We start from the raw sequence: 21,424 nt of genomic DNA, 5'->3' as shown, positions 1-21,424 counted from the left end.
GCTCGGCGAAGTCGTCGTACACGGCCTCGTGGATGATGAACCGCTTGGCGGCGATGCAGGACTGGCCGTTGTTCTGCACACGGGCGTTGACGCGTGCCCTCAGCTCGGGAAGGGCTTCTGGGCGTGGTCGTCCGCGTCGACGCACGCCTTGATGCGGCGGTCCAGCGCGTCCGCCTGGGCGCTGACGCGGCGGGCCTCCTCGCGGGAGCCGAGCTGCTTCAGCTTGGCGGCCTTGACGCGCAGTTCGTGGGACTCCTGGCGCATCTTCGGGACGTTGCAGGTGACCGTGGAGCCGGCGGCCTGGGCCGTCGGTGCGGTCACGGTCTGCCCGAGCAGCAGGCCCCCGGCCAGCAGCGTCGTGGCGGCGAGAGCCGACAGGGTGCGGCGCAGCGGCGTCGCGTTCGTCATGTGTCACTCCAAGTTCCGGGCCTCAGGCCCGTTGCCCGTTCAGGTATGGTCAATACCCGTCGGTAACAATACTCGGAACGATCATGAGAACCGCCGCACCGCGCCCTCGGTCACCAGTTCCTCAACACCTCTCCACAGGCTCTCCGCCGGTGAGCCCGTAACCCGCCCGCGGGTCGAGCAGCAGCGGTACGAGCGCGCGCAGCGGCTGCCGCAGCGGTACGAGCACCCCGTCGCCGTCCTTCCGTACGAGGACGCCGTGCAACGCCAACTCGTCCCGCACGTCCTCGTACTGAGCTCCCGTCAGGCGGTAGCCGCACGGCGGGTCCTGGAGGATCTCGGCGGGTTCGGCCGGGTCGTTGTCGGCGCCGCCGAGGAGGACCGGGCCGCGGTCGGCGAGACCGGCGAGGCGGGCCGCGGCCGTGGCGGCCATGAGCGGTCCGCGCCGCTCGTCGAGGTAAGCGAACGCGCCCTTGAGGGCGGCCCGTTGGGTGGCGACCCGGCGGCGGTGGCCCGGGGCCGGGTCGTTCTGCTCGGCCGGGTCGAGGGCGTTCTGGCGGGTCTCGACGAGCAGGCCGACGGCGTTCTTGACGCCCGCGGTGTTGCGCAGGATGCGCTCCTGACCGTCGCCCGCGACCTGCTTGATCGGCTCGCCGGTGAGCGGGTCGGTCCAGATGCCGTAGATGCCGCTGCTGTATCCGGCGCGACCGGCGGCGGGGCGTACGTACGCCTCGGACAGGGTGCGCGCCTCGTCGTGGACACGGGGGTCGGTGTTGAGGTTGCGCGGCCAGAGGGCGAGCAGGTCCTTGTCGTAGTAGGGCGGGGTGGCGCCGTACTCGTGGAGGTCGTAGATCAGCTCCGGGCGCCGGTCGCGGATGACGGCGGCGAGGGTGCGCGTCTCGTTGGTGCGCAGGGCGAGGTGGTCGCGGTTGATGTCGACGCCGGCGGCGTTGCCCCGGGTGTCGGCCGCCCGGCCGTCGGGGTTGGCGGTGGGCACGACGAGGAGGGTGGTGCGGGCGAGGAAGCGCCGGGTCGCGCCGTCCTGGGCGTAGGCGAGGTCGCGCAGGGTGCTCAGGCAGGCTTCGCGGCCGGCCGGCTCGTCGCCGTGCTGGGAGCAGACGAGGAGCACGGTGGTGGCGCCGGTACCGATGGTGGCGAGCCGCAGCGGGCGGCCCTGCGCGGTCGTGCCGACGGTGCGGACGGAGAGGGCCGCGCTGTCGCGGTCGACGGCGGCGAGGAAGGCGGTCTCCTCGGCCTCACCGGTCCAGCGGGCGCCGTCGCTGGTCTCGAAGCCGGTGCGCGGCGGCGTCGGGTCGGGCGCGTTGCCCGCGGCCTCGGTGGGGGCGGCGAGGAGCGGCAGCCCGAGGGCGGCGACGCCGGCCGCGACGGTGAGCGCGCGGCGGCGGTGACGGGCGGTGCGGGTCATCGGTCCTCACCGGGGATCGGGGCGCCGGTGCGCGGGGGCACGGGGGCGCCGGTCGGAGCGGCACGGTGCTGAACGGACGGGCCGGCCGTGAGGTCACGCGCCGGGGAGCCGGCCGGGGACGCCACCGCCGGGCCGAAGCCGCCGACCGGAGGCGTGACCGCCCGGTCGAAGGCGCCGGCCGGGGACGTGACCGCCCGGTCGAAGGCGCGGGCTCCGCCGAGCAGCGGTACGCGCGCCGCCGTGCGGGCCAGGTCGAGGGTGAGGGTCGGCGTGGTCGACGGAGGGTCGAGGAGGTCCTTGTCGGTGCCGGCGACGATCAGGGCGAGCCGGTGGCCGGCCGGGACGACGTGGTCGGTCGGCGCGAGGCGGATCGTGATCGCGTACGGGCGTCCCGGCGTGAGCGGCCGGCCCACGCGCGGGTCCGCCCAGGTGCCGAGGTCGGCCCAGCCGCGGCTGACGACCGTGTACCCGACGTCCGCCGTCCGTGCCTCCGTGTCCTTGTAGCAGGCGCTGTCGCCGTCGGTGCTCGCCCCCCAGCAGCTGCGCCCGGCAAGGGTGGTGATGCCTTCGCCGGGCTCGGTGTAGGCGCGGATGGTGGCGGGGCCGAGGTCGACGAGGACGGCGCTGAGGTGTGCGGTCGTGGTCGTCGGGGTGGCGGTGACGGTCACCGTCGAGGAGCCGGCGACGCGCAGTTCGCGGGCGAGCGGCGCGGTGGCGAATCCGGCCTTGGCGGCCGTGGTCCGGTCGATGTCGGCGGCCCACTGGAGCTCGCTCTGGGCCGGGTCGTCGGTGAACGTCTCGGTGGTGCCGCGCGGTGCGGGCGTCCGGCCGAGGGTGCCGACCCCGGGCGCCGCGCCCGGCGCGGGGCGGAGCACGGTGGTGGCGGTGCCGCGCGGCGGCCAGCTGCGGTCGGTGGTCCAGCGGTCGGGGGCGCGCTCGATGTCGGCCGCCGGTTCGCGGTCGATGCCGTTGTCGTAGCCGAGCAGGTAGTGGTCGAACCAGCGGTGCAGGGTGCGGACCCAGTCGGCGCGGCGGTAGTCGAAGGGGTCGACGTGGCCGGTCTGGGAGAGCCAGATCTTGCGCTCGACGCCGTGCGCGGCGAGGGCGTCCCACCACTGGCCGAACTGGCCCGCGCGGACGTTGAGGTCCTGCTGTCCGTGCACGACGAAGACGCTGGCCTTCACCTTGCCCGCGTCCGGCACGTAGTTCCGCTCGGTCCAGGCCGGGGTCCAGTCGCCGCTGTACGGGGTGGCGGCGGCGATCCGGCTCTGCACGGCTCCGCACCGGGCCCTGGCGTCGGGGCCGGCGACGTAGTCGGAGAGCCAGGTCGGGTTGGCGTCGTAGAGCGGCGCGCCCTGGGAGTGGAAGTAGTCGTACCAGGAGGAGATCGCGCCGATCGGGACGATGGTGCGCAGTCCTTCGACGCCGGTGGCGGCGACGCCGTTGGCGATGGTGCCGTCCCAGCTCTTGCCGATCATGCCGACGGCGCCGGTGGACCAGTCGGTGGCGCGGGCCCGTTCGGTGCCGGTGCGGGTGGTGTAGCCGTGGGCGCGGCCGTTCAGCCAGTCGACGACGGCCTTGGCGGAGCCCACGTCGGAGGGTCCGCCGACGTCGTCGCAGCCGTCGGAGCGGCTGGTGCCGGCGAGGTCGACGGCGACGAACGCGTAGCCGCGCGGTACGAAGAAGTTGTCATAGAACAGCGGGAGTTGGACGGGCCTCCCGTCGGCGTCGTAGGTCTTCTTCTGCCCCTCGTTGCCGCGCCCGCAGCAGGCGTAGTACGGACTGGCGTCCATGATGACGGGGACGCGGCGGCCGGCGGCCGCGGGCTCGCGGGGCCGGACGATGTCGACGGCGACCCGGTCGGTGCGGCCGTCGGCGTCGCTGTCGAGCCCGGTGTCGACCCAGACGGATTCGCGGACGGCGTCGGCGTACGAGTAGACGGGTCTCGACTCCCGTACGGACGGGGCCGCTTGGGCTCCGGCGGGGGCGAGCAAGGCGGCGGCGAGGGCCGTCGCGGCGGCGACGGCGAGGGATCTGCACGACAGACGGACCGAGCGGGTTCTCCGCGCACGTATCGGCATGGGGCGGAAGGTACCCCGGGCCGCTGCGGTGCAAAAGAGTGCCTGCGGCGGCGCCCGGTAAGGGCGGTGCATGTCGGCCGAATGGCGATCATGTGACAGGAGGTGCTCTGGACGTGACGGCCCGTCGCGGGGCTGAATAGGGTCGCTGAGGACCGACGGCCCACCACGCGTCTTGCGTTTCCTGCGACTTCTCCTGCTACTTCACGACCTGAGGAGCACCTGTGCACCGCAGAATCATCGTTCCGAGCGCTCTCGCGGCCTCCTTCCTGCTGGCGATCCCGGCATCGGCGGCCACGTTCGAGGCGGGCGCTCCGGGCATCGGCGACTCGTACTACCCCGCCAGCGGCAACGGCGGCTACGACGTGTCCCACTACGACCTGCGTCTCAAGTACCAGCCGGCGACGGACCTGCTGGAGGGCACGGCGACGATCCTCGCCACCACCAAGCAGAACCTGTCCCGCTTCAACCTCGACCTGGGCCTGCGGGTCAGCGAGGTCCGCGTGAACGGCCGCGTCGCGAAGTTCGCCACGTCCGGCGACCACGAGCTGGAGGTCACCCCGGCGGTCCCGTTGGAGAAGGACAAGTCGATATCGGTCGTGGTCCGTTACGCGGGCAAGCCGTCCGAGCTGAAGATCGGCGGCTGGTCGGCCTGGCACCGCACGCCCGACGGCGGTGTCGCGGCGGACGAGCCGGACTCGGCCGTCTGGTGGTTCCCGTCGAACGACCACCCGCTCGACAAGGCGACCTTCGACGTCTCCGTGCTGGTGCCGGACGGCACGCAGGCGATCAGCAACGGCGTGCTGCAGTCGCAGTCCTCGAAGCTCGGCTGGACCCGCTTCAACTGGCGTTCCAACAAGCCGCAGGCGACGTACCTCGCCACGCTCGCCGTCGGCAAGTTCGACATCACGACGGACAAGACGGCCAGCGGCCTGCCGGTCCTCAACGCCTACAGCACGGAGCTCGGCGACAACGCGGGCGCGGCGCGCGCCTCGGTCGAGCGGACCGCCGAGGTCGCCGAGTGGCTGGAGTCGCTCTACGGCCCGTACCCGTTCAACGCGATCGGCGGCTACGTGCCGAACGTGACGACCGGCTTCGCGCTGGAGACGCAGACCCGGCCGTACTACAGCCCGCGGCAGTTCGCGAACGGCGCCAACGTCTCGGTGGTCGTGCACGAGCTGGCGCACCAGTGGTACGGCGACAGCGTGTCGGTCGGCGACTGGAAGGACATCTGGATCAACGAGGGCTTCGCCCGCTACAGCCAGTGGCTGTGGTCGGAGAAGGAGGGCGAGGGCACGGCGCAGGAGCTCGCGGACTACGTGTACCAGACGCGGGCGGCGGACGACCCGTTCTGGACGGTCAAGCCGGGTGACCCGGGCGCGGACAACCAGTTCGACATCGCCGTGTACGACCGGGGCGCGCTGGCGCTCCAGGCGCTGCGGAACGAGGTCGGCGACGAGACGTTCTTCGCGATCCTCAAGGGCTGGCCGCAGGAGCACGCGTACGGCAACGCGCACGTCTCCGACTTCGTGCAGTACGCGGAGAAGGTGTCGGGCAAGCCGCTCGCGGGTCTCTTCGACACCTGGCTGTACCAGCCGGTGAAGCCGGCGGCGCCGGCGGCCACGGAGGCGGGCCTGGCGGCGACGAAGGGTCTGACCGCGGCGAAGCCGGTGCAGCCGAAGTCCTGGAAGAAGATCGCGGAGACGAACACGATCCACGAGCGCTGACGGGCGCACCCACGAAGCGACGGAGCCGTCGTCCCCCTGGCCAGGCGGGACGGCGGCTCCGTCTTGTCCGCACGCCGTGCGGGTACGGCACCTCAGGCGCGGTGGGCCCGCCACTCGGAGGCGAGGATGCCCCAGATCTGCTTGTCGTACCGGACGCCGTCGTACGGCCATGCCTCGCGCCGCGTGCCCTCGAGGCTCATCCCGAGCCGCCGGGCGACGGCGACGCTGCGGTCGTTGTCGGCCCGGCAGTGCCACTCGGCGCGGTGCAGGCCGCGCTCGACGAGCGCCCAGTCGAGCAGGGCGGTGGAGGCCGCGGTGACCAGGCCGTGTCCCTCGCCGGCCGGTTCGAGCCAGCAGCCGACCTCGCAGGTGCCCCAGGCGGCGTCGAAGACCGTGAACATCACGCCGCCGACCAGCGTGCCGTCGAGCCAGATGCCGTACAGGCGTCCGCCGTCGGCGGCCTGCCGCTCACCGTAGTGGACCAGGGTGGCCCGGCAGCCCGCGACGTCGGAGGTGACGAAGGCCGGGCCGACCCATGGCCGGATGTGGTCGCGCGCCCGGTCCAGATGGGCGGCGAACTCCTCGGCGTGCCAGCTTTCGAGCGGCCGGAGGACGGCGTTGTCCCGCAGCGGGAGGGAGAACATCGGGGCCCCATTCACACAACAAGCGTTATGACTATTACCGTAGCAGCATGCCACGTACCAAGGGCGACCACGAGGCCCGGCGCCGTGACGTCTCGGAGGCGGTCTGGCGCGTCCTGGCCGCGCACGGCTTCGGCGGCCTGACGCTGCGCGCCGTCGCCACCGAGCTGGGTGCCACCACCGGGCTGCTGACCCACTACTTCCCGGCGAAGCGCGACCTGGTCGCGTACGCCCTGGACCTGCTCGACGAGCGTACGACGGCGCGCCCCCGGCGGCACTCGGGCGAACCCGGCCTCGCCGCCGTACGGGCCGCGCTGCTGAACATCCTGCCGCTCACCGACGAGGCCACGGCGAGCAACCGGATCTGGGTCTCCTCCTGGGACACGGCCCTCGCCGACCCGGCCCTGAGCGCCGACTACGCGGGGAAGTACGGCCGCAGCCGCGCCCGGCTCGCCGAGCTGATCGCCACGGCGCAGGACCACGGCGAACTGCCCCCGGGCGACCCGTCGCACCTGGCGACCGGCGCCCAGTCCTTCGTCCTGGGCCTGGTCGTCCAGTCCCTCCTCGACCCGGCGGCGTTCCCGGCGGAGCGCCAGGTGGAGCTGCTCGACGACTACCTGGCGGCGCTGGTGGCGACCCCGCCGGGCCGGGAGGGGTAGGCCCGGAACGTGGTGGCGGCAGTGGGGCCGCCCTGGGCCGGGACTGTGCCCGGGCCTGCCTAGCCTCGGGGTGTCTTCTTCGCGCGGGCCTGCGCTCGGGCGCGGGCACGGGCTTCGCGGGCCAGGGGGAGGTAACGCAGGCGCTCGGGGAGAACAGGGACCACGGTCCGTACGACCAGGCCGAGGCGGCGCAGCCGGCGTTCCTGGGCGGGGGTCCAGGCCAGACCGATGGCGACGCGGGCGTCCGGCGGCATGAGGCCGACGGTGAGGAAGGCGCGAGCGCGCAGGAAGGGTCCGCGGAGCAGCGGCCAGAAGAGCCGCAGGGCCAGGCGTACGGGCAGGGGGCCACGGTCGGGGGCGGGTACCGGGGCGTCGGTGGCGAGGAGGTCGCGGACCACGACGGTGGCCTCCAGCTCCTCGTCGAGGACGCGGCGGTAGTACGGCCAGAACTCCTCGATCGTCTGCGGCATGTCCCGGTCGTGGATGCCGAGCACCCGGCCGACCCGCAGCCACTCGGCGTACAGCTGCCGCTCCTGCGCCTCGGTGAGGGGGCGGGCGAGATAGCTCAGGCCGTGGCGGTAGACGGGGTAGCCGGTGGCGTGGACCCACGCGTAGTAGGCGGGGTTCAGCGCGTGGTAGCGACGCCCGTGGGCGTCGATGCCCTGGATCTCCTTGTGGAGGGCGCGCAGCCTGCGCCCCTCCTCGGCGGCCCGCTCCCCGCCGTAGATCCACAGCTGGAGCGAGCGCAGGGAACGCTCACCGCGGCCCCAGGGGTCGGTCCGGAAGACGGAGTGGTCGTCGACGCCGGCACCGATGGCGGGATGGGCGACCTGCATGGTGAGCGCGGCGGGCAGCATGAGCAGCGCCCGGATGTCCCCGGCCACGGTCCAGAGCACACCACCGACGGGCGGCGGCACGGGCTCGGGCCGACGGGGCGACGCGGGGCGGTCGGTCGGCGCGGGGTGGTGGGGCGGCGCGGGCGCGGCAGCGTGCCCGGCGGCGATCGGAGCGGGGGCGCCGGCGGCCGTAGGCGCGGTGGCCTGCTCGGCAGCAGCCTCACCGGCGGCGGCCGGAGCGGTGGTGGCCGGAGCGGTGGTGGCCCGCTCGGCAGCAGCCTCACCGGCGGCGGCCGGAGCGACGGCGGCCGCGGCCTGCTCGGCAGCCGGCCTCGCGTCGGCAGTCGGCTCCCCCGTCACCGGGCCGGGCGGGCCCGGCTGTGGGTACTGCCGGGTGGACATGCGGTCGTTCTCCCTCACGCGGTCTCCCCTCCTGTGCGCGTCTCCCAGGCTGCCCGGGCTGCGGCCGGCGGGCAAGCGAACCCGGCCCGTCCGGCGGCTCCGGCGGACCGAACCCGCTGCCCCGGGACATGACGCGGGGCCGCGCCCGGGCCGGAGGGCCCGGGGCGCGGCCCCGTACGGGTGCGCGGGATGCGTCAGGCGCGCTCGGCGCCGACCGGCTCGCCGACGATGCGGCCGGCCAGGGAGCGGGCCCAGGCGTCGACGTCGGCGGAGAGCTCGCGCTCGGCGGTCTCGCGCTCGACGGCGATCTGCTCGTGGCCGGCGGCCAGGATGCGGTCGCGCTCGGCGATGCCCTCGGCGCGGGAGGCGGCGATGGCCGCCGAGCCCTCCTCGGTGGCCTGCGAGCGGATGCGGGCGGCGTCGTGACGCGCCTCGGCGAGCTCGGCCTCGTACTGCTCGCGGATGGCGACGGCCTCGGCGCGCAGGTCGTCGGCGCGCTCGGTGCCGCCGTCGATGGCGTCCTCACGCTGGGCGAGCGTGCGGCTGATCTTCGGGAGGACCGCCTTGGCCAGGATCAGGAAGGTCAGGCCGAAGAGGACGGCGCTGAGGATGAGCTCAGCCCAGACCGGGTTCAGGGGGCCCAGGTCCGTGGGGAAGATCTGCGAGTTCTGCGCGAGGGTCATGCGCGCATCTTACCTAATCGCAAACATCACAATTCAGACAGTGGCCAGAGAGTTGGCGCGTTTGTGCGAACCGCGCAAGATTCGCGGCATCCAACGGCTACCGGAAGGTAACCACGGCTGATTTGATGTGCGGCGCCGGTTCAACCCCCCACCATCCAACGGGAGTTATCAGTGCCGATCGCCGCGCTTCGCCGTACCTCCGGTGCGGTCCTCTCCGTCACGCTCGCCGCCGCCGCGCTCGTCGCGAACGCCCCGGCGGCCTCGGCCGCCGCGACCCCGAGCCTGAAGGTGCTCACCTACAACACCTTCCTGATGTCGACGAACCTGTACCCGAACTGGGGACAGGGCTACCGGGCCGCGACGATCCCCACGACGTCCTTCTTCCACGGCAACGACGTGGTCGTGCTCCAGGAGGCGTTCGACAACACCGCGTCCGACGCCCTGAAGTCGAAGGCGGCCGCCGAGTACCCGTACCAGACGCCGGTCGTCGGCCGGTCCAAGACGGGCTGGGACGCCACGGGCGGCTCGTACTCCTCGATGACGCCGGAGGACGGCGGCGTGACGCTGCTGAGCAAGTGGCCGGTCGTCCGCAAGGAGCAGTACATCTACAAGGACGCCTGCGGCGCCGACTGGTACTCGAACAAGGGCTTCGTCTACGCCGTCCTCGACGTGAACGGCACCAGGGTGCACGTCGTCGGCACGCACGCCCAGTCCACCGACCCGGGCTGCTCGGCGGGCGAGGCGGCGCAGATGCGCAGCCGGCAGTTCAAGACGATCGACGCCTTCCTCGACGCCAAGAACATCCCGGCGAACGAGGAGGTCATCGTCGCGGGTGACATGAACGTGGACTCGCGGTCCTCCGAGTACGGCACCATGCTCGCCGACGCGGACCTGGTCGGCGCGGACGCCCGCACCGGCCACCCGTACTCCTTCGACACGCAGACGAACTCGATCGCCAACTACCGCTACCCGACCGACCCGCGCGAGGACCTCGACTACGTCCTGTACCGGGCCGGCCACCCGCGCCCGGCGGGCTGGACGAACAACGTGGTGCCGGAGACGACCGCGCCCTGGACGGTCTCCAGCTGGGGCACCGACTACACGTACACCAACCTGTCCGACCACTACCCGGTGACGGCGTACGCGGCGGGCTGACCCCGCCGGCTGCCGGGCGGCGGCGCCGGGGCCCGAGGGGGGCTTCCGGCGCCGCCGCGCGCGTACGGCCGCGGGTTAGCGCGCGCCGCCGAAGGCGGTGTACGCCCAGAGGGCGACGACCGCCGCGACGCACACCAGCACCACCCACGAGCCGAAGCCGGTGTGCCGCCGCTTGCGCGGGCGCGCGCTCCGCGCGGCCCGGGCGGTACGGGCGCCGGTCCGGGTGGCCCCGGCGGCGGACGGCGCCGCGTCGGCGGCGACCTCGGCGAGCAGCCGGCGGCACACCGCGGCCAGCTCGGCCGTCCCGGCCGCCAGGTCCACGACGACCTCCAGGCGGGCGGGCGCGGTCGTCCCGCCGTCGAGTATTCGCCCGGCCCGGACCAGTGCCTGGTCCTTCCCACCGGTCGGCGCCAGACTGATCCAGCGCCGCACGTGCTCGCCCCGGATCACCACCCCGCCCCCACGCTCGCGGTACACCGTGTGCTCCCGCCACAGCACGGCGGCCAACTCCGTGGCCGTCTCCCTGAGCTGCGTCTGCATAACCCTCCCCTGTCATGCCCCTGTTTCGAACAGGCGCAAGACTCTAGCGCCCGCCCCGCCCGCCCCGTCCCCCGAGGTCGTACACGGTGACCGCGATCCCCCGCGCCACCAACCGCTCCGCTATCAGCGGCTCGACCCGCTCCCACGTCCCACCCGCGAGCCCGCATCCGATCCTCGGCATGTGCACGGACGCCCCGAGCTCCACCGCCTTCTCGGCCAGCCGGCCGAGCGCCGCGTCGATCGCCTCGTACCGCACCGGGACCCCGCTGCTGCGCCCGGTCCGCATCCCCCGCTGACCCACCAGGTTCGCCACCCACACATACGGCTCCACCTGGACGAACTGCGCCGCCCCGAGCCCGAAGTCGTTCCGCGCCCGCTCCCGGTGCCACCGCCGGTACGCCGCCTCGGGCTCCGCCCACCGCCGCGACACGGCGAGGACGAAGCCCTTCCCCCAGCCCCCGAGGTCGTTGCACACATGCGCCACGATCTTGACGCCCTTCCCCCGCGGAGCGGTGGCGTCCCCCTGTACGTACTCGATCATGCTCATGGGTCCACGGTAGGGGCCCCCTCTGACAATGCCCCTCCGCCCGACGCCCCTTCGTCCGATGCCCCTCCGTCGCGGACGCGCACGGCCGTGCCGAGGATGTGCGGGGCGGCCGGCAGCGGGAGGCGGCTCGGCGGGAAGTCGAAACGGTCGATGGCGGTCAGGGTGAAGCCCGCCGCGGTGACGGCGGACTCGGTGTCGCGGGCGGTGTGGCAGCCGCCCGCCAGGCGGGGCCAGACCGTGGCGTCGAGGGCGCGTTGCACGCGGCGCAGCGCGGGCGACGAGGAACGGACGTGTTCGAGGAAGCGGAGCCGGCCGCCGGGGCGGAGGACTCGGTGGAGTTCGGCGAGGGCCGCGCGGGGGTCCGCGACCGAGCAGAGGACGAGGCAGACGACGGCCGCGTCGAAGGAGCCGTCGGGGAAGGGGAGCTGTTCGGCGCGGGCGGCCACGATCGTGGTGGGGACGGGGGCGCGGGCGGCGGCCTGCTCGGCCAGGGCGCGCAGGGTCGGTTCCGGCTCGACGGCGACGAGGCGGGTGACCTGGGGCGGGTAGTGGGGGAAGTTCAGGCCGTTGCCCGCGCCCACCTCCACGACCTCGCCGGTCAGGCCCGCCAGGAGCCGGCTGCGGTGCTCGTCCATGCCCGCCTTCGCCAGGGCGGGGCCGGCGTACCGCGCGTAGCAGCGGGCGAAGAGCGGATGCTTGATCGTCATGGCAGCAGCTCCCGTGGCCAGGGACGTACGGCCTGCTCGACGTCCTCACGCCACCCTGGCACAGCCCGTCGAGCGACCGGGTCAGCCCCGCCGGGGCGTCCCGCGGCGGCACCTGCCGGCGGCCGACCGTTCTCCAGTGGGCGGGGGCAGGTGGAACCGAGCGGCCGGCAATGTGACGCGGGGTGCGTACCTTCGTACGACGTCATCGCGTGAGCACAGGAAACGAGCCAACCTTCACCGTCTCCGGGTGACGGCTGCCGCGTCCTGGTAGACGATCCGCTCCGCCGGTTCGCCGTGGCGCTGCTCGAAGTGTTTCGGTGTGCCCGGCGGGAGGGCGGGAGCAAGCGCGTGGAACACCGCCGAACAGGCGTCGGCGCTGTAATCCCGGTAATGCTCCGTCGCCTGCAACCACAACGCGCCCGACGGCAGCCGGACCACCTCGTGGAAGGCGCCGGTGGTGCGCAGGGTGTCGGTGCCGCCGACGGCGTCGGCCAGCTCTTTCGGGCAGATCGTCCACCACTCGTATCCGCGCAGCGCCTGACGGCTGGTCGGGATCGTTTCGCTGGGGAACTTCCACGGAGGCCCGAGTGTCCGCTCGAGACCCGTCTTGCCCAGCCCGTCGTGGTAGGTGATGTTGCCGAATGACGGGTCCAGGGCCTCACTGACACCGCGCAGGAAGCCGAGCACCACCTCCTGCCGCGCGGCGTCGAGCAGATCCGCTTCGGGGATCCGGAAGGACAGCACCGCCCAGTCGATCGCTTCCGACGGGTCCTCGGCCTCCGGGCGGTCGACCGTGATCCGCAGCGGGCTGCGGCCCGGGTAGCCGCGTTCGTCGAGCACGGAAAGCCCGATCGTGGCGGTGCGTGGCGGCTCGGCCAGCTGTGCGAGAAACCACGACAGGCTCCGGGCGGAGATCACCCGGGCCGAACGGCGAAGCTGCCGGCCGTCGTGGCGGGCGACCGAAACGAAGCCCCAGGCAGCGTGGGGCGGCCCGCAGGGAATGTTGCGGCGCATTGCCTGCGGAGGCAGTTTCGGCCCGGTCTCCAGCGCCAGCCGGTGCCCGCCTGCCAGTGCGCTGAACCCGCCGTCCAGCCACGCGCGCGCCATCTCCTCGTAGGCGGCCGGCTCGGGCCATTCCACATTGATCTCGGCGTACAGGTGGCGATCCTTCATGCGGGTATCCCAGCACACGTCGGCGGTGCGGCCGTGAGACCGCTTGGTGTCGGTCATGAACTGCTGCCCGTCCGGCGCCAGGTCGATCAGGCAGCGGTCCGGCCACGGACAGGTCATGAATTCCGGCTCGCCGGCAGCCCCGGCTGCGGCTCGGAGAAGCTCGCCGCTCCTTCGCCCCGAGGTCTTTTACACCATCAGTGAGACAGCAATACTGTTGCGCCATGGAGCAGACCCCCACCGCGCCCGTGCACGCCGCCCCCGTGTACACCGTGGACGAGCTGGCCGCGCGGGCCGGCGTCACCGTGCGGACCGTGCGGTTCTACGGGACGCGGGGGCTGCTGCCGCCGCCCGTGATCGGGCCGCGGCGGGTCGGGCGGTACGGGCCCGAGCACCTGTCGCGGCTCGCGCTGATCGAGGAGCTGCAGCGGCAGGGGATGACGCTCGCGGCGATCGAGCGGTATCTGGAGCAGCTGCCGGCGGACCTGAGCGCGCAGGACCTGGCGATCCACCGGGCGCTCGTCGCCTCCTGGGCGCCCGAGTCCGCCGAGGAGATCACCCGGCAGGAGCTGGAACGGCGGGCCGGGCGCCCGCTCGCGGACCGGGACGTGGACCGGCTGGCGGCGATGGGCGTGCTCGACCGCACCGCCGACCCCGACGCCTTCCGGCTCGACGGGGCCCTGCTCCGGCTCGGCGTCGAGCTGCTCGACGTGCCGATCGAGCACGAGACGATCCTGGCCTCCCGCACCGTGCTCCTGGAGCACGCCCGGGCCGCCGCGCAGGAGCTGGCCCGGCTGTTCCAGGAGCAGGTGTGGAACCCGTACCGGGAGAGCGGCGAGGACCCGGACCACCTGACGGCGATGAAGTCGCTCTCGGCGCACATGCAGCCGATGGTGGTCCAGGCCCTCGTGACCGCGTTCCAGCGCTCCCTCAGCGAGGAGCTCCGCACCGCGTTCCGAGCGGGACCGTCTCCTACCGCGCGTCCGTGAAGACCTCGCCGCGCTCGGCCTTCTCCACGAGCAGCGCCGGCGGCGTGAAGCGCTCGCCGTACGTCGCCGCCAGCTCGCGCGCCCGCTCGACGAAGCCGGCGACGCCGCCCTCGTAACCGTTGACGTACTGGAGCACGCCACCGGTCCAGGCGGGGAAGCCGATGCCCAGGATGGAGCCGATGTTGGCGTCGGCGACCGACGTGAGGACGCCCTCCTCGATCAGCCGGACGGTGTCGAGGGCCTCGGCGAAGAGCATCCGCTCCTGCATGTCGCGGAAGGGGATGTCCACCTCGGGCTTGGTGAAGTGCTCGCGCAGGCCCGGCCACAGCCTGCCGCGCCTGCCGTCCTCGCCGTACTCGTAGAAGCCGGCGCCGCCGCTGCGCCCCGGGCGGCCGAACTCGTCGACCATGCGGTCGATGACGAGCTCGCCCGGGTGGCTGACCCAGGTGCCGCCGGCCTCCTCGACCGCCTTCCGCGTCTCGTTGCGGATCTTGCGCGGCAGGGTGAGCGTGAGCTCGTCCATGAGGGACAGCACCTTCGCCGGGTAGCCGGCCTGGGCGGCGGCCTGCTCGACGGAGGCGGGCTCGACGCCCTCGCCGACCATGGCGACGCCCTCGTTGATGAAGTGGCCGATCACCCGGGAGGTGAAGAAGCCGCGCGAGTCGTTGACGACGATCGGCGTCTTGTTGATCTGGCGCACCAGGTCGAAGGCGCGGGCCAGCGCCTCGTCGCCGGTCCGCTCGCCCTTGATGATCTCGACGAGCGGCATCTTGTCGACGGGCGAGAAGAAGTGCAGGCCGATGAAGTCGGCCCGGCGCTCGACGCCCTCGGCGAGGACGGTGATGGGGAGGGTGGAGGTGTTGGAGCAGAGCAGCGCGTCGGGCGCGACGACGTGCTGGATCTCCTGGAACACCTTGTGCTTGAGCGCGGTGTCCTCGAAGACGGCCTCGATGACGGCGTCGCAGCCGGCGAGGTCGGCGACGTCACCGGTCGGGGTGATGAGGGCGAGCAGCGCGTCGGCCTTCTCCTGGGTGGTGCGGCCCTTGGCGACGGCCTTGGCGCACAGCTTCTCGGAGTACGCCTTGCCCTTGGCGGCGGCCTCGGTGGAGACGTCCTTGAGGACGACCTCGATGCCGGCGCGGGCGCAGGAGTACGCGATGCCGGCGCCCATCATGCCGGCGCCGAGCACGGCGACCTTGCCGACCTTGCGCGGCTCGACGCCCTTGGGGCGGCTGGCGCCGGAGTTGACGGCCTGGAGGTCGAAGAAGAACGCCTGGATCATGTTCTTCGCGGTCTGGCCGACGACCAGCTCGGTGAAGTAGCGGCTCTCGATGGTGAGCGCGGTCTCGAAGTCGACCTGGGAGCCCTCGACGGCCGCGGCCATGATGTTGCGCGGGGCCGGGTAGGGGGCGCCGTTCAGCTGCTTGCGCAGGTTGGCGGGGAAGGCCGGCAGGTTGGCGGCGAACTTCGGGTTGGCCGGGGTGCCGCCGGGGATCCGATAGCCGGGCACGTCCCAGGGCTGCGCCGACTCGGGGTGGGCGTCGATGAAGGCGCGGGCCTTCGCGAGCATCTCCTCCGGGGTGGCGGCCAGCTCGTGCACGAGGCCGTTGTCGAGGGCGCGCTTCGGGTTGTACTGGGTGCCCTGGAGCAGCACCTTGAGGAGCGCGTCGGTGATGCCCATGAGGCGTACGGTGCGGGCGACGCCGCCACCGCCCGGGAGCAGGCCCAGGGTGACCTCGGGCAGGCCGATCTTGGAGCCGGGGGCGTCGAGGGCGACGCGGTGGTGGGAGGCGAGCGCGATCTCGTAGCCGCCGCCGAGGGCGGCGCCGTTGATGGCGGCGACGACGGGCTTGCCGAGGGTCTCGATGCGGCGCAGCGCGTCCTTGATCTCGATGGCGGTGTCGAAGATCGCCTGGGCGTCCTCGGGGCCGGCCTTGATCATGTCCTTGAGGTCGCCGCCGGCGAAGAAGGTCTTCTTCGCGGAGGTCCAGATGATGCCGCGGATGGCGTCCTTCTCGGCCGCGGCGCGGTCGGCGATCGCCTTGACGGAGGCCCGGAAGGCCTGGTTCATGGTGTTCGCGGACTGGTCGGGGTCGTCGAGGACGAGGGTGACGACGCCGGTCTCGTCCTGCTCCCAGCGGATGGTGGTGCTCTCGCTCATGGCTGCTGCTTCTCCGTAAGAAGTCCGTCAGAAGGGGTTCGGACCGGCGCTCAGACGCGCTCGACGATGGTGGCGATGCCCATGCCGCCGCCGACGCAGAGGGTGGCGAGGCCGTAGCGCTTGTCCTGGCGCTCCAGCTCGTCGACGAGGGTGCCGAGGATCATCGCGCCGGTGGCGCCGAGCGGGTGGCCGAGCGCGATGGCGCCGCCGTTGACGTTGACCTTGTCGAGGGAGACGCCCATGTCCTTGACGAAGCGCAGGACGACGGCGGCGAACGCCTCGTTGATCTCGATGAGGTCGATGTCGTCGATGGTGAGGCCGGCCTTGGCGAGCGCCTTGCGGGTGGCCGGGGCGGGGCCGGTGAGCATGATGGTGGGCTCGGAGCCGGAGACCGCGGCGGCGACGATCCGGGCGCGGGGCGTGAGCCCGTACCGCTCGCCGACCTCCTTGGAGCCGATCGCGACGAGCGAGGCGCCGTCGACGATGCCGGAGGAGTTGCCCGCGTGGTGGACGTGGTCGATCTCCTCGACCCAGTGGTACTTCTGCAGCGCCACGGCGTCGAAGCCGCCGAGCTCGCCGATGTCGGCGAAGGACGGCTTGAGGCGGGCGAGCGAGTCGGCGGTGGTGCCGGGGCGCAGGTGCTCGTCGTGGTCGAGGACGGTGAGGCCGGCCCGGTCCTTGACGGGGACGAGGGAGCGGTCGAAGCGCCCGTCCTTGACGGCCGCGGCGGCGCGCTCCTGGGAGAGGGCGGCGTACTCGTCGACGTCGCGGCGGGTGAAGCCCTCGATGGTGGCGATGAGGTCGGCGCCGATGCCCTGGGGGACGAAGTTGGTGGCGATGTTGGTCATCGGGTCGGCGAACCAGGCGCCGCCGTCGGAGGCCATCGGCACCCGGGACATGGACTCGACGCCGCCGGCGAGGACGAGGTCCTCCCAGCCGGAGCGGACCTTCATGGCGGCGAGGTTGACGGCTTCGAGGCCGGAGGCGCAGAAGCGGTTCTCCTGGACGCCGGCGACGGTGTCGGGCAGGCCCGCGGCGATGGCGGCGATCCGGGCGATGTCGGAGCCCTGGTCGCCGACGGGGCCGACGACGCCGAGGACGATGTCGTCGATGGCGGCCGGGTCGAGTCCGGGGAACCGGGCGCGGATCTCGTGGATGAGGCCGACGACGAGGTCGATCGGCTTGGTGCCGTGCAGGGCCCCGTTGGCCTTGCCGCGGCCGCGCGGGGTGCGGATCGCGTCGTAGACGTACGCTTCGGTGGTCACGGTGTTGCCTTTCGGGCGAGTCTGTCGGGGTGCGGGTCTGGGGGCCGGGTCTGTCGGGGTGCGGGTCCGGGGGGCCGGTCCGGAGGCCGGGTCAGCCGAGCAGGGAGCGGCCGATGATCTCCTTCATGATCTCGGTCGTCCCGCCGTAGATGGTCTGGATCCGGCCGTCGGTGAACGCCCTGGCGACCGGGAATTCGCTCATGTAGCCGTATCCTCCGTGCAGTTGCAGACAGCGGTCGGCGACCCGCTTCTGCAGCTCGGTGGACCACCACTTGGCCATGGAGGCGTGCACCGCGTCGAGCCCCGGCCCGTCCGGGTTCGCGTGCTCCTCGATGCAGCGGTCGAGGAAGCTGCGGGTGACGGCGCACTCGGTGGCCATCTCGGCGATCTCGAAGCGGACGTGCTGGAGCCGGGCGAGCGGCCGGCCGAACGCCTCGCGCTCCTTGACGTACGCGGTCGTCAGCTCCAGGAGGTGTTCGGCGCCCGCGATCGCGGCGACGGCGATGGCGAGCCGTTCCTGCGCCAGGTTGGTCATCAGGTGGACGAAGGCGCCGTTCAGATCGCCGAGCAGGTTCTCCTTGGGGACGCGGACGTCGTTGAAGAACAGCTCGGCGGTGTCCTGGGACTTCTGGCCGATCTTGTCGAGGTTCCGGCCGCGCTCGAAGCCGTCCATGCCGCGCTCGACGACGAGGAGGGAGAGGCCGTGGGCGCCGCCCTCCGGGGTCGTCTTCGCGACGACCACGACGAGGTCGGCGAGGATGCCGTTGGAGATGAAGGTCTTGGAGCCGTTGAGGATCCAGTGGTCGCCGTGGTCCTCGGCGGTGGTGCGGATGCCCTGGAGGTCGGAGCCGGCGCCCGGCTCGGTCATGGCGACGGCCGTGACGATCTCGCCGCTGCAGAAGCCGGGCAGCCAGCGCCGCTTCTGCTCCTCGGTGGCGAGGGAGGTGAGGTAGGGGCCGATGATGTCGTTGTGCAGGCCGATGGCGAGGCCGGGGGTGCCGGCCCGGGTGAACTCCTCGGCGAGGACGGCGCTGTAGCGGAAGTCGGGATTCCCGCCGCCGCCGTACTCCTCGTCGACGGCGAGGCCGAGCAGCCCCTGCCGGCCGGCGGCGCGCCAGACCTCGCGGGAGACGATGCCGTCCTTCTCCCACTGCTCGTAGTGCGGCAGCACCTCCTTGGCGAGGAAGGTGCGGACGGTCTCGCGGAAGGCCTCGTGGTCGGCGGTGTAGAGCCGGCGCTTCATGCCTGCTGCTCCTTGTCGTCGGGAGGGAGGGCGGTCAGGGCGGGCACGGCCCAGTCGCGGGCGACCTCGTCGGTGTCGGCGCCCGGCAGGGCGGGGCCGGTGCGGACCGTGCCGGGGGTGGCGGAGAAGCGGGGCGCGGGCGCCGGCTGGACGAGTCCGGCGTACTCGACGAAGGTGCCGCGGGCGGCGAGGTGCGGATGGGCGGGCGCCTCGCGCAGCGAGAGCACGGGGGCCACACAGGCGTCGGTGCCCTCGAAGACGGCCGTCCACTCGTCTCTCGTACGGGTACGGAAGCGGTCGGCGACGGCCGCGCGCAGCTCGCCCCAGCGGGCGGGGTCACGGCGCGCCGGGGCGACGCCCTCGATGCCGAGGAGCCGCACGAACTCGTCGTAGAACTGCTGCTCAAGGGCGCCGACGGCCATGTAGCCGCCGTCGGAGGTCTCGTACGTGCCGTAGAAGGGGCAGCCGCCGTCGAGCAGGTTGACCCCGCGCCGGTCCTGCCAGCCGCCGGCCGCGAGCATGCCGTGGATCATGCTGGCGAGATGGGCGGTGCCGTCGACGATGGCGGCGTCGACGACCTGGCCCTCGCCGTGCGTACGGGCGTGCTGGAGGGCGGCGAGGACGCCGATGACGAGGTAGAGGGAGCCGCCCGCGTAGTCGCCGACCAGGTTGGCGGGGATGCTGGGCGGGCCGTCGGGGTCGGGGCCGATCATGCCGAGGGTGCCGGTGACGGCGATGTAGCCGATGTCGTGGCCGGCGGTGGGGGCGAGCGGCCCGTCCTGGCCCCAGCCGGTCATCCGGCCGTAGACCAGCCTCGGATTGCGGGCGAGACAGGCGTCGGGGCCGACGCCGAGGCGCTCGGCGACGCCCGGGCGGTAGCCCTCGATCAGGATGTCGGCGCGGGCGACGAGGTCGAGCACGGTGTCCGGGCCGCCGTCCGCCTTGAGGTCGACGAGGACCGAACGCTTGTTGCGGTTGGTGAGGTCGTACGCGGGGTCGATGCCGAGGCCCGGGCCGCCGGGGCGGTCGACCCGCACGACGTCGGCGCCGAGGTCGGCCAGCAGCATGGCGGCGAAGGGGCCGGGTCCGATGCCGGCGAGTTCGACCACGCGGACGCCGGAGAGCGGTCCGGTGCGGGACCGGGCGGGTGTCGTCATCGGGCCCCCAGGGGTGCGCGGCGGGTGTGAGAGCGAGCGTGAAGCGGGTGCGAGGCGGGTGCGAGGCGGGTGTGAAGCGGGCGCAAAGCGGGCGCGAGGCCAGGTGTGACAGTGATGATGTAACACCGAAGATGCTAGGAACGTGTTCCACTCGGCACAAGCCCCCGGGCCGAGCAAGCGCTTGGAAATTACCCAGGAGTATCACCGGGTCCGCCTCGGCGGCGCCGTCCGCTAGAGTCCGCCGACGGCATCCGCGCCGGGGGACGGCGCGGACGAAGGCGGAGGGGCTGGGGCGCAATGGAGACTGGGGCGGCTGTACGGCCGTACGACGTGGTGCTCTTCGGGGCGACCGGATTCGTGGGCGAGCTCACCGCGGAGTATCTGGCCGAGCACGCCCGGGCGGAGTGCAGCTGGGCCCTCGCCGGCCGCAGCATCGGCAAGCTCACCGCCCTGCGCGAGCGGCTCGCGGAGCGGTGGCCGCGCTGCGCCGAACTGCCGCTGCTCGTCGCGGACTCCACCGACCCGGCCTCGCTGCGCGAGCTCGCCGGGTCCGCGCGGGTGGTGGCCAGCACGGTCGGCCCCTATGTCTGGTACGGGGAGGGGCTGGTCGCCGCGTGCGCGGAGGCCGGCACCGACTACCTGGACCTGACCGGCGAGGCGGAGTTCGTCGACCGCATGTACGTGCGGTACGACGCCCGCGCCCGCGAGACCGGCGCCCGGCTCGTGCACGCCTGCGGCTTCGACTCGGTCCCGCACGACCTGGGCGTGTACTTCACCGTGAAGCAGCTGCCGGCGGGGGTGCCGCTGCGCGTCGACGGCTTCGTCCGGGCCGGCGCGATCTTCTCCGGCGGCACCTTCGCCTCGGCGCTCACCGCCTTCGGGCGCGGCCGGGAGATCCTGCGCGCGGCGCACGAACGGCGCCTGCACGAGCCGCGGTTGGTGACCCGACGGGCCCGCTCGCCGCTCGGCGGGCCGCGGTTCAGCCGCGAGACCGGGACCTGGGCGCTGCCGCTGCCGACGCTCGACCCGCAGGTGGTGGCGCGTTCGGCGCGGGCCCTCGAACGCTACGGCCCGGACTTCCGCTACCGCCACTACGCCTCCGTGAAGACCCTGCCGATGGCACTCGGCGGCTCGGCGGCCGTCGGCACAGGCGTGCTCGTCGCCCAACTGCCCTTCGTCCGGAACTGGCTGATGGCGCGTTACGAGCCGGGCCGCGGCCCGGACGCGGAACGACGGGCGCGCAGCTGGTTCTCCGTCCGGTTCGTCGGGGAGGGGGGCGGACGGCGGGTCTTCACGGAGGTGTCGGGCGGCGACCCGGGCTACGACGAGACGGCGAAGATGCTCGCCGAGTCGGCGCTGTGCCTCGCCTTCGACGCGCTGCCGCCGACCGCCGGGCAGGTCACGACGGCGGTCGCGATGGGCGACGCGCTGCTCGACCGGCTGCGGGCGGCGGGGCTGCGGTTCCGGGTGGCGCACTCGGGCTGAGCGCCCCTGTCGCACCGTACGGATCAGCCCCGGGGGGGGGGGGGGGGCGGCCCCCCCCCGGGGTGGGGGCCAGATTTTTTCCCAAAAGGAACATTAACCCCCAGTTGTTCACATAGGGCCCCGGCTCCCCCCCCCCCCCGGCGCCCCC

At 73.1% G+C, this 21,424-nt stretch carries 19 protein-coding genes and 1 pseudogene; 5 read left to right on the top strand and 15 right to left on the bottom strand.

Annotated features, from left to right (window positions below; all coding sequences use genetic code 11):
• The 4 genes and pseudogenes from ACWEJX_RS33405 to ACWEJX_RS33390 form a co-directional block, all read right to left on the bottom strand.
• Nucleotides 1-100, bottom strand: a pseudogene (locus ACWEJX_RS33405) (aldehyde dehydrogenase family protein); the annotation flags it as partial.
• Nucleotides 100-408, bottom strand: coding sequence for a hypothetical protein (locus ACWEJX_RS33400; RefSeq protein ID WP_451611165.1), 309 nt, complete (start codon nt 406-408; stop codon nt 100-102). The pseudogene ACWEJX_RS33405 and the gene ACWEJX_RS33400, both read right to left, overlap by 1 nt.
• A gap of 121 nt (nt 409-529) precedes the next feature.
• The gene (locus tag ACWEJX_RS33395) at nt 530-1,831 is read right to left on the bottom strand and encodes a M14 family metallopeptidase (RefSeq protein WP_451611164.1); all 1,302 of its coding nucleotides are present in this window, start codon (nt 1,829-1,831) and stop codon (nt 530-532) included.
• A complete protein-coding gene (locus ACWEJX_RS33390) occupies nt 1,828-3,912 on the bottom strand; it encodes a Xaa-Pro dipeptidyl-peptidase (RefSeq protein ID WP_451611163.1) in 2,085 nt (694 codons plus the stop codon). Before ACWEJX_RS33390 ends, ACWEJX_RS33395 begins: the two co-directional genes overlap by 4 nt.
• Before the next feature lie 221 nt (nt 3,913-4,133).
• Here ACWEJX_RS33390 and ACWEJX_RS33385 point away from each other — a divergent pair, with 221 nt between their 5' ends.
• The gene (locus ACWEJX_RS33385; protein ID WP_451611162.1) at nt 4,134-5,636 is read left to right on the top strand and encodes a M1 family metallopeptidase; all 1,503 of its coding nucleotides are present in this window, start codon (nt 4,134-4,136) and stop codon (nt 5,634-5,636) included.
• Nucleotides 5,637-5,728: 92 nt separating this feature from the next.
• On the opposite strand, the gene ACWEJX_RS33380 is transcribed toward ACWEJX_RS33385, so the two are convergent.
• Nucleotides 5,729-6,280, bottom strand: coding sequence for a GNAT family N-acetyltransferase (locus tag ACWEJX_RS33380; protein WP_451611167.1), 552 nt, complete (start codon nt 6,278-6,280; stop codon nt 5,729-5,731).
• Between the two features lie 47 nt (nt 6,281-6,327).
• Between ACWEJX_RS33380 and ACWEJX_RS33375 the strand changes: the two genes are divergently transcribed.
• Nucleotides 6,328-6,936: a TetR/AcrR family transcriptional regulator gene (locus ACWEJX_RS33375; protein WP_451611161.1), complete on the top strand. Its 609-nt coding sequence runs from the start codon at nt 6,328-6,330 to the stop codon at nt 6,934-6,936.
• 59 nt (nt 6,937-6,995) lie between these two features.
• On the opposite strand, the gene ACWEJX_RS33370 is transcribed toward ACWEJX_RS33375, so the two are convergent.
• Complete coding sequence (locus ACWEJX_RS33370; RefSeq protein WP_451611166.1) at nt 6,996-7,832, bottom strand: oxygenase MpaB family protein; 837 nt, start codon at nt 7,830-7,832, stop codon at nt 6,996-6,998.
• 536 nt (nt 7,833-8,368) lie between these two features.
• Nucleotides 8,369-8,857, bottom strand: a complete 489-nt coding sequence (locus ACWEJX_RS33365) for a F0F1 ATP synthase subunit B family protein (protein ID WP_451611160.1) — start codon at nt 8,855-8,857, stop codon at nt 8,369-8,371.
• A 171-nt stretch (nt 8,858-9,028) separates the two neighbouring features.
• Here ACWEJX_RS33365 and sph point away from each other — a divergent pair, with 171 nt between their 5' ends.
• On the top strand, nt 9,029-10,012 hold the full coding sequence (sph, locus tag ACWEJX_RS33360) for a sphingomyelin phosphodiesterase (protein WP_451611159.1): 984 nt from the start codon (nt 9,029-9,031) through the stop codon (nt 10,010-10,012).
• Nucleotides 10,013-10,087: 75 nt separating this feature from the next.
• On the opposite strand, the gene ACWEJX_RS33355 is transcribed toward sph, so the two are convergent.
• The 4 genes from ACWEJX_RS33355 to ACWEJX_RS33340 all read right to left on the bottom strand — a co-directional run bounded on the left by ACWEJX_RS33355 (nt 10,088) and on the right by ACWEJX_RS33340 (nt 13,036).
• Nucleotides 10,088-10,552 carry a hypothetical protein gene (locus tag ACWEJX_RS33355; RefSeq protein WP_451611158.1) on the bottom strand — a complete coding sequence of 155 codons (465 nt, stop codon included), beginning with the start codon at nt 10,550-10,552 and terminating at the stop codon, nt 10,088-10,090.
• A 43-nt stretch (nt 10,553-10,595) separates the two neighbouring features.
• Nucleotides 10,596-11,099 carry a macro domain-containing protein gene (locus ACWEJX_RS33350; RefSeq protein ID WP_451611157.1) on the bottom strand — a complete coding sequence of 168 codons (504 nt, stop codon included), beginning with the start codon at nt 11,097-11,099 and terminating at the stop codon, nt 10,596-10,598.
• A complete protein-coding gene (locus ACWEJX_RS33345; protein ID WP_451611156.1) occupies nt 11,096-11,806 on the bottom strand; it encodes a class I SAM-dependent methyltransferase in 711 nt (236 codons plus the stop codon). Before ACWEJX_RS33345 ends, ACWEJX_RS33350 begins: the two co-directional genes overlap by 4 nt.
• A gap of 234 nt (nt 11,807-12,040) precedes the next feature.
• The gene (locus ACWEJX_RS33340; RefSeq protein WP_451611155.1) at nt 12,041-13,036 is read right to left on the bottom strand and encodes a hypothetical protein; all 996 of its coding nucleotides are present in this window, start codon (nt 13,034-13,036) and stop codon (nt 12,041-12,043) included.
• Between the two features lie 164 nt (nt 13,037-13,200).
• On the opposite strand from ACWEJX_RS33340, the gene ACWEJX_RS33335 reads away from it, so the two are divergent.
• Complete coding sequence (locus ACWEJX_RS33335; RefSeq protein ID WP_451611154.1) at nt 13,201-13,965, top strand: MerR family transcriptional regulator; 765 nt, start codon at nt 13,201-13,203, stop codon at nt 13,963-13,965.
• Here ACWEJX_RS33335 and ACWEJX_RS33330 read toward each other — a convergent pair.
• The 4 genes from ACWEJX_RS33330 to ACWEJX_RS33315 form a co-directional block, all read right to left on the bottom strand.
• On the bottom strand, nt 13,949-16,126 hold the full coding sequence (locus ACWEJX_RS33330) for a 3-hydroxyacyl-CoA dehydrogenase NAD-binding domain-containing protein (protein ID WP_451611153.1): 2,178 nt from the start codon (nt 16,124-16,126) through the stop codon (nt 13,949-13,951). The genes ACWEJX_RS33335 and ACWEJX_RS33330 overlap by 17 nt on opposite strands.
• Nucleotides 16,127-16,176: 50 nt before the next feature.
• Nucleotides 16,177-17,391, bottom strand: coding sequence for an acetyl-CoA C-acetyltransferase (locus ACWEJX_RS33325; protein ID WP_451611152.1), 1,215 nt, complete (start codon nt 17,389-17,391; stop codon nt 16,177-16,179).
• 91 nt (nt 17,392-17,482) lie between these two features.
• Entirely contained in the window at nt 17,483-18,634 is a 1,152-nt protein-coding gene (locus ACWEJX_RS33320; protein WP_451611151.1) for an acyl-CoA dehydrogenase family protein, read from the bottom strand.
• Entirely contained in the window at nt 18,631-19,791 is a 1,161-nt protein-coding gene (locus ACWEJX_RS33315) for a CaiB/BaiF CoA transferase family protein (protein ID WP_451611150.1), read from the bottom strand. Before ACWEJX_RS33315 ends, ACWEJX_RS33320 begins: the two co-directional genes overlap by 4 nt.
• Before the next feature lie 297 nt (nt 19,792-20,088).
• Here ACWEJX_RS33315 and ACWEJX_RS33310 point away from each other — a divergent pair, with 297 nt between their 5' ends.
• Nucleotides 20,089-21,276, top strand: a complete 1,188-nt coding sequence (locus ACWEJX_RS33310) for a saccharopine dehydrogenase family protein (protein ID WP_451611149.1) — start codon at nt 20,089-20,091, stop codon at nt 21,274-21,276.
• Nucleotides 21,277-21,424 lie beyond the last annotated feature (148 nt).

The sequence above is a fragment of the Streptomyces sp. NPDC004788 genome (genome assembly GCF_053601115.1).
The sequence above is the reverse complement of the archived record's forward strand: the minus strand, read 5'-3'. Positions and strand labels throughout refer to the sequence as shown.

Excerpts from the sequence above, each read along its gene's own strand:
- ACWEJX_RS33315 (WP_451611150.1), bottom strand. The coding sequence starts at position 19,791 with ATGACGACACCCGCCCGGTCCCGCACCGGACCGCTCTCCGGCGTCCGC.
- ACWEJX_RS33345 (WP_451611156.1), bottom strand. The coding sequence starts at position 11,806 with ATGACGATCAAGCATCCGCTCTTCGCCCGCTGCTACGCGCGGTACGCC.
- ACWEJX_RS33350 (WP_451611157.1), bottom strand. The coding sequence starts at position 11,099 with ATGAGCATGATCGAGTACGTACAGGGGGACGCCACCGCTCCGCGGGGG.
- ACWEJX_RS33310 (WP_451611149.1), top strand. The coding sequence starts at position 20,089 with ATGGAGACTGGGGCGGCTGTACGGCCGTACGACGTGGTGCTCTTCGGG.
- ACWEJX_RS33335 (WP_451611154.1), top strand. The coding sequence starts at position 13,201 with ATGGAGCAGACCCCCACCGCGCCCGTGCACGCCGCCCCCGTGTACACC.
- ACWEJX_RS33380 (WP_451611167.1), bottom strand. The coding sequence starts at position 6,280 with ATGTTCTCCCTCCCGCTGCGGGACAACGCCGTCCTCCGGCCGCTCGAA.
- ACWEJX_RS33365 (WP_451611160.1), bottom strand. The coding sequence starts at position 8,857 with ATGACCCTCGCGCAGAACTCGCAGATCTTCCCCACGGACCTGGGCCCC.
- ACWEJX_RS33355 (WP_451611158.1), bottom strand. The coding sequence starts at position 10,552 with ATGCAGACGCAGCTCAGGGAGACGGCCACGGAGTTGGCCGCCGTGCTG.
- ACWEJX_RS33375 (WP_451611161.1), top strand. The coding sequence starts at position 6,328 with ATGCCACGTACCAAGGGCGACCACGAGGCCCGGCGCCGTGACGTCTCG.
- ACWEJX_RS33390 (WP_451611163.1), bottom strand. The coding sequence starts at position 3,912 with ATGCCGATACGTGCGCGGAGAACCCGCTCGGTCCGTCTGTCGTGCAGA.
- ACWEJX_RS33320 (WP_451611151.1), bottom strand. The coding sequence starts at position 18,634 with ATGAAGCGCCGGCTCTACACCGCCGACCACGAGGCCTTCCGCGAGACC.
- ACWEJX_RS33340 (WP_451611155.1), bottom strand. The coding sequence starts at position 13,036 with ATGACCGACACCAAGCGGTCTCACGGCCGCACCGCCGACGTGTGCTGG.
- ACWEJX_RS33330 (WP_451611153.1), bottom strand. The coding sequence starts at position 16,126 with ATGAGCGAGAGCACCACCATCCGCTGGGAGCAGGACGAGACCGGCGTC.
- ACWEJX_RS33400 (WP_451611165.1), bottom strand. The coding sequence starts at position 408 with ATGACGAACGCGACGCCGCTGCGCCGCACCCTGTCGGCTCTCGCCGCC.
- ACWEJX_RS33395 (WP_451611164.1), bottom strand. The coding sequence starts at position 1,831 with ATGACCCGCACCGCCCGTCACCGCCGCCGCGCGCTCACCGTCGCGGCC.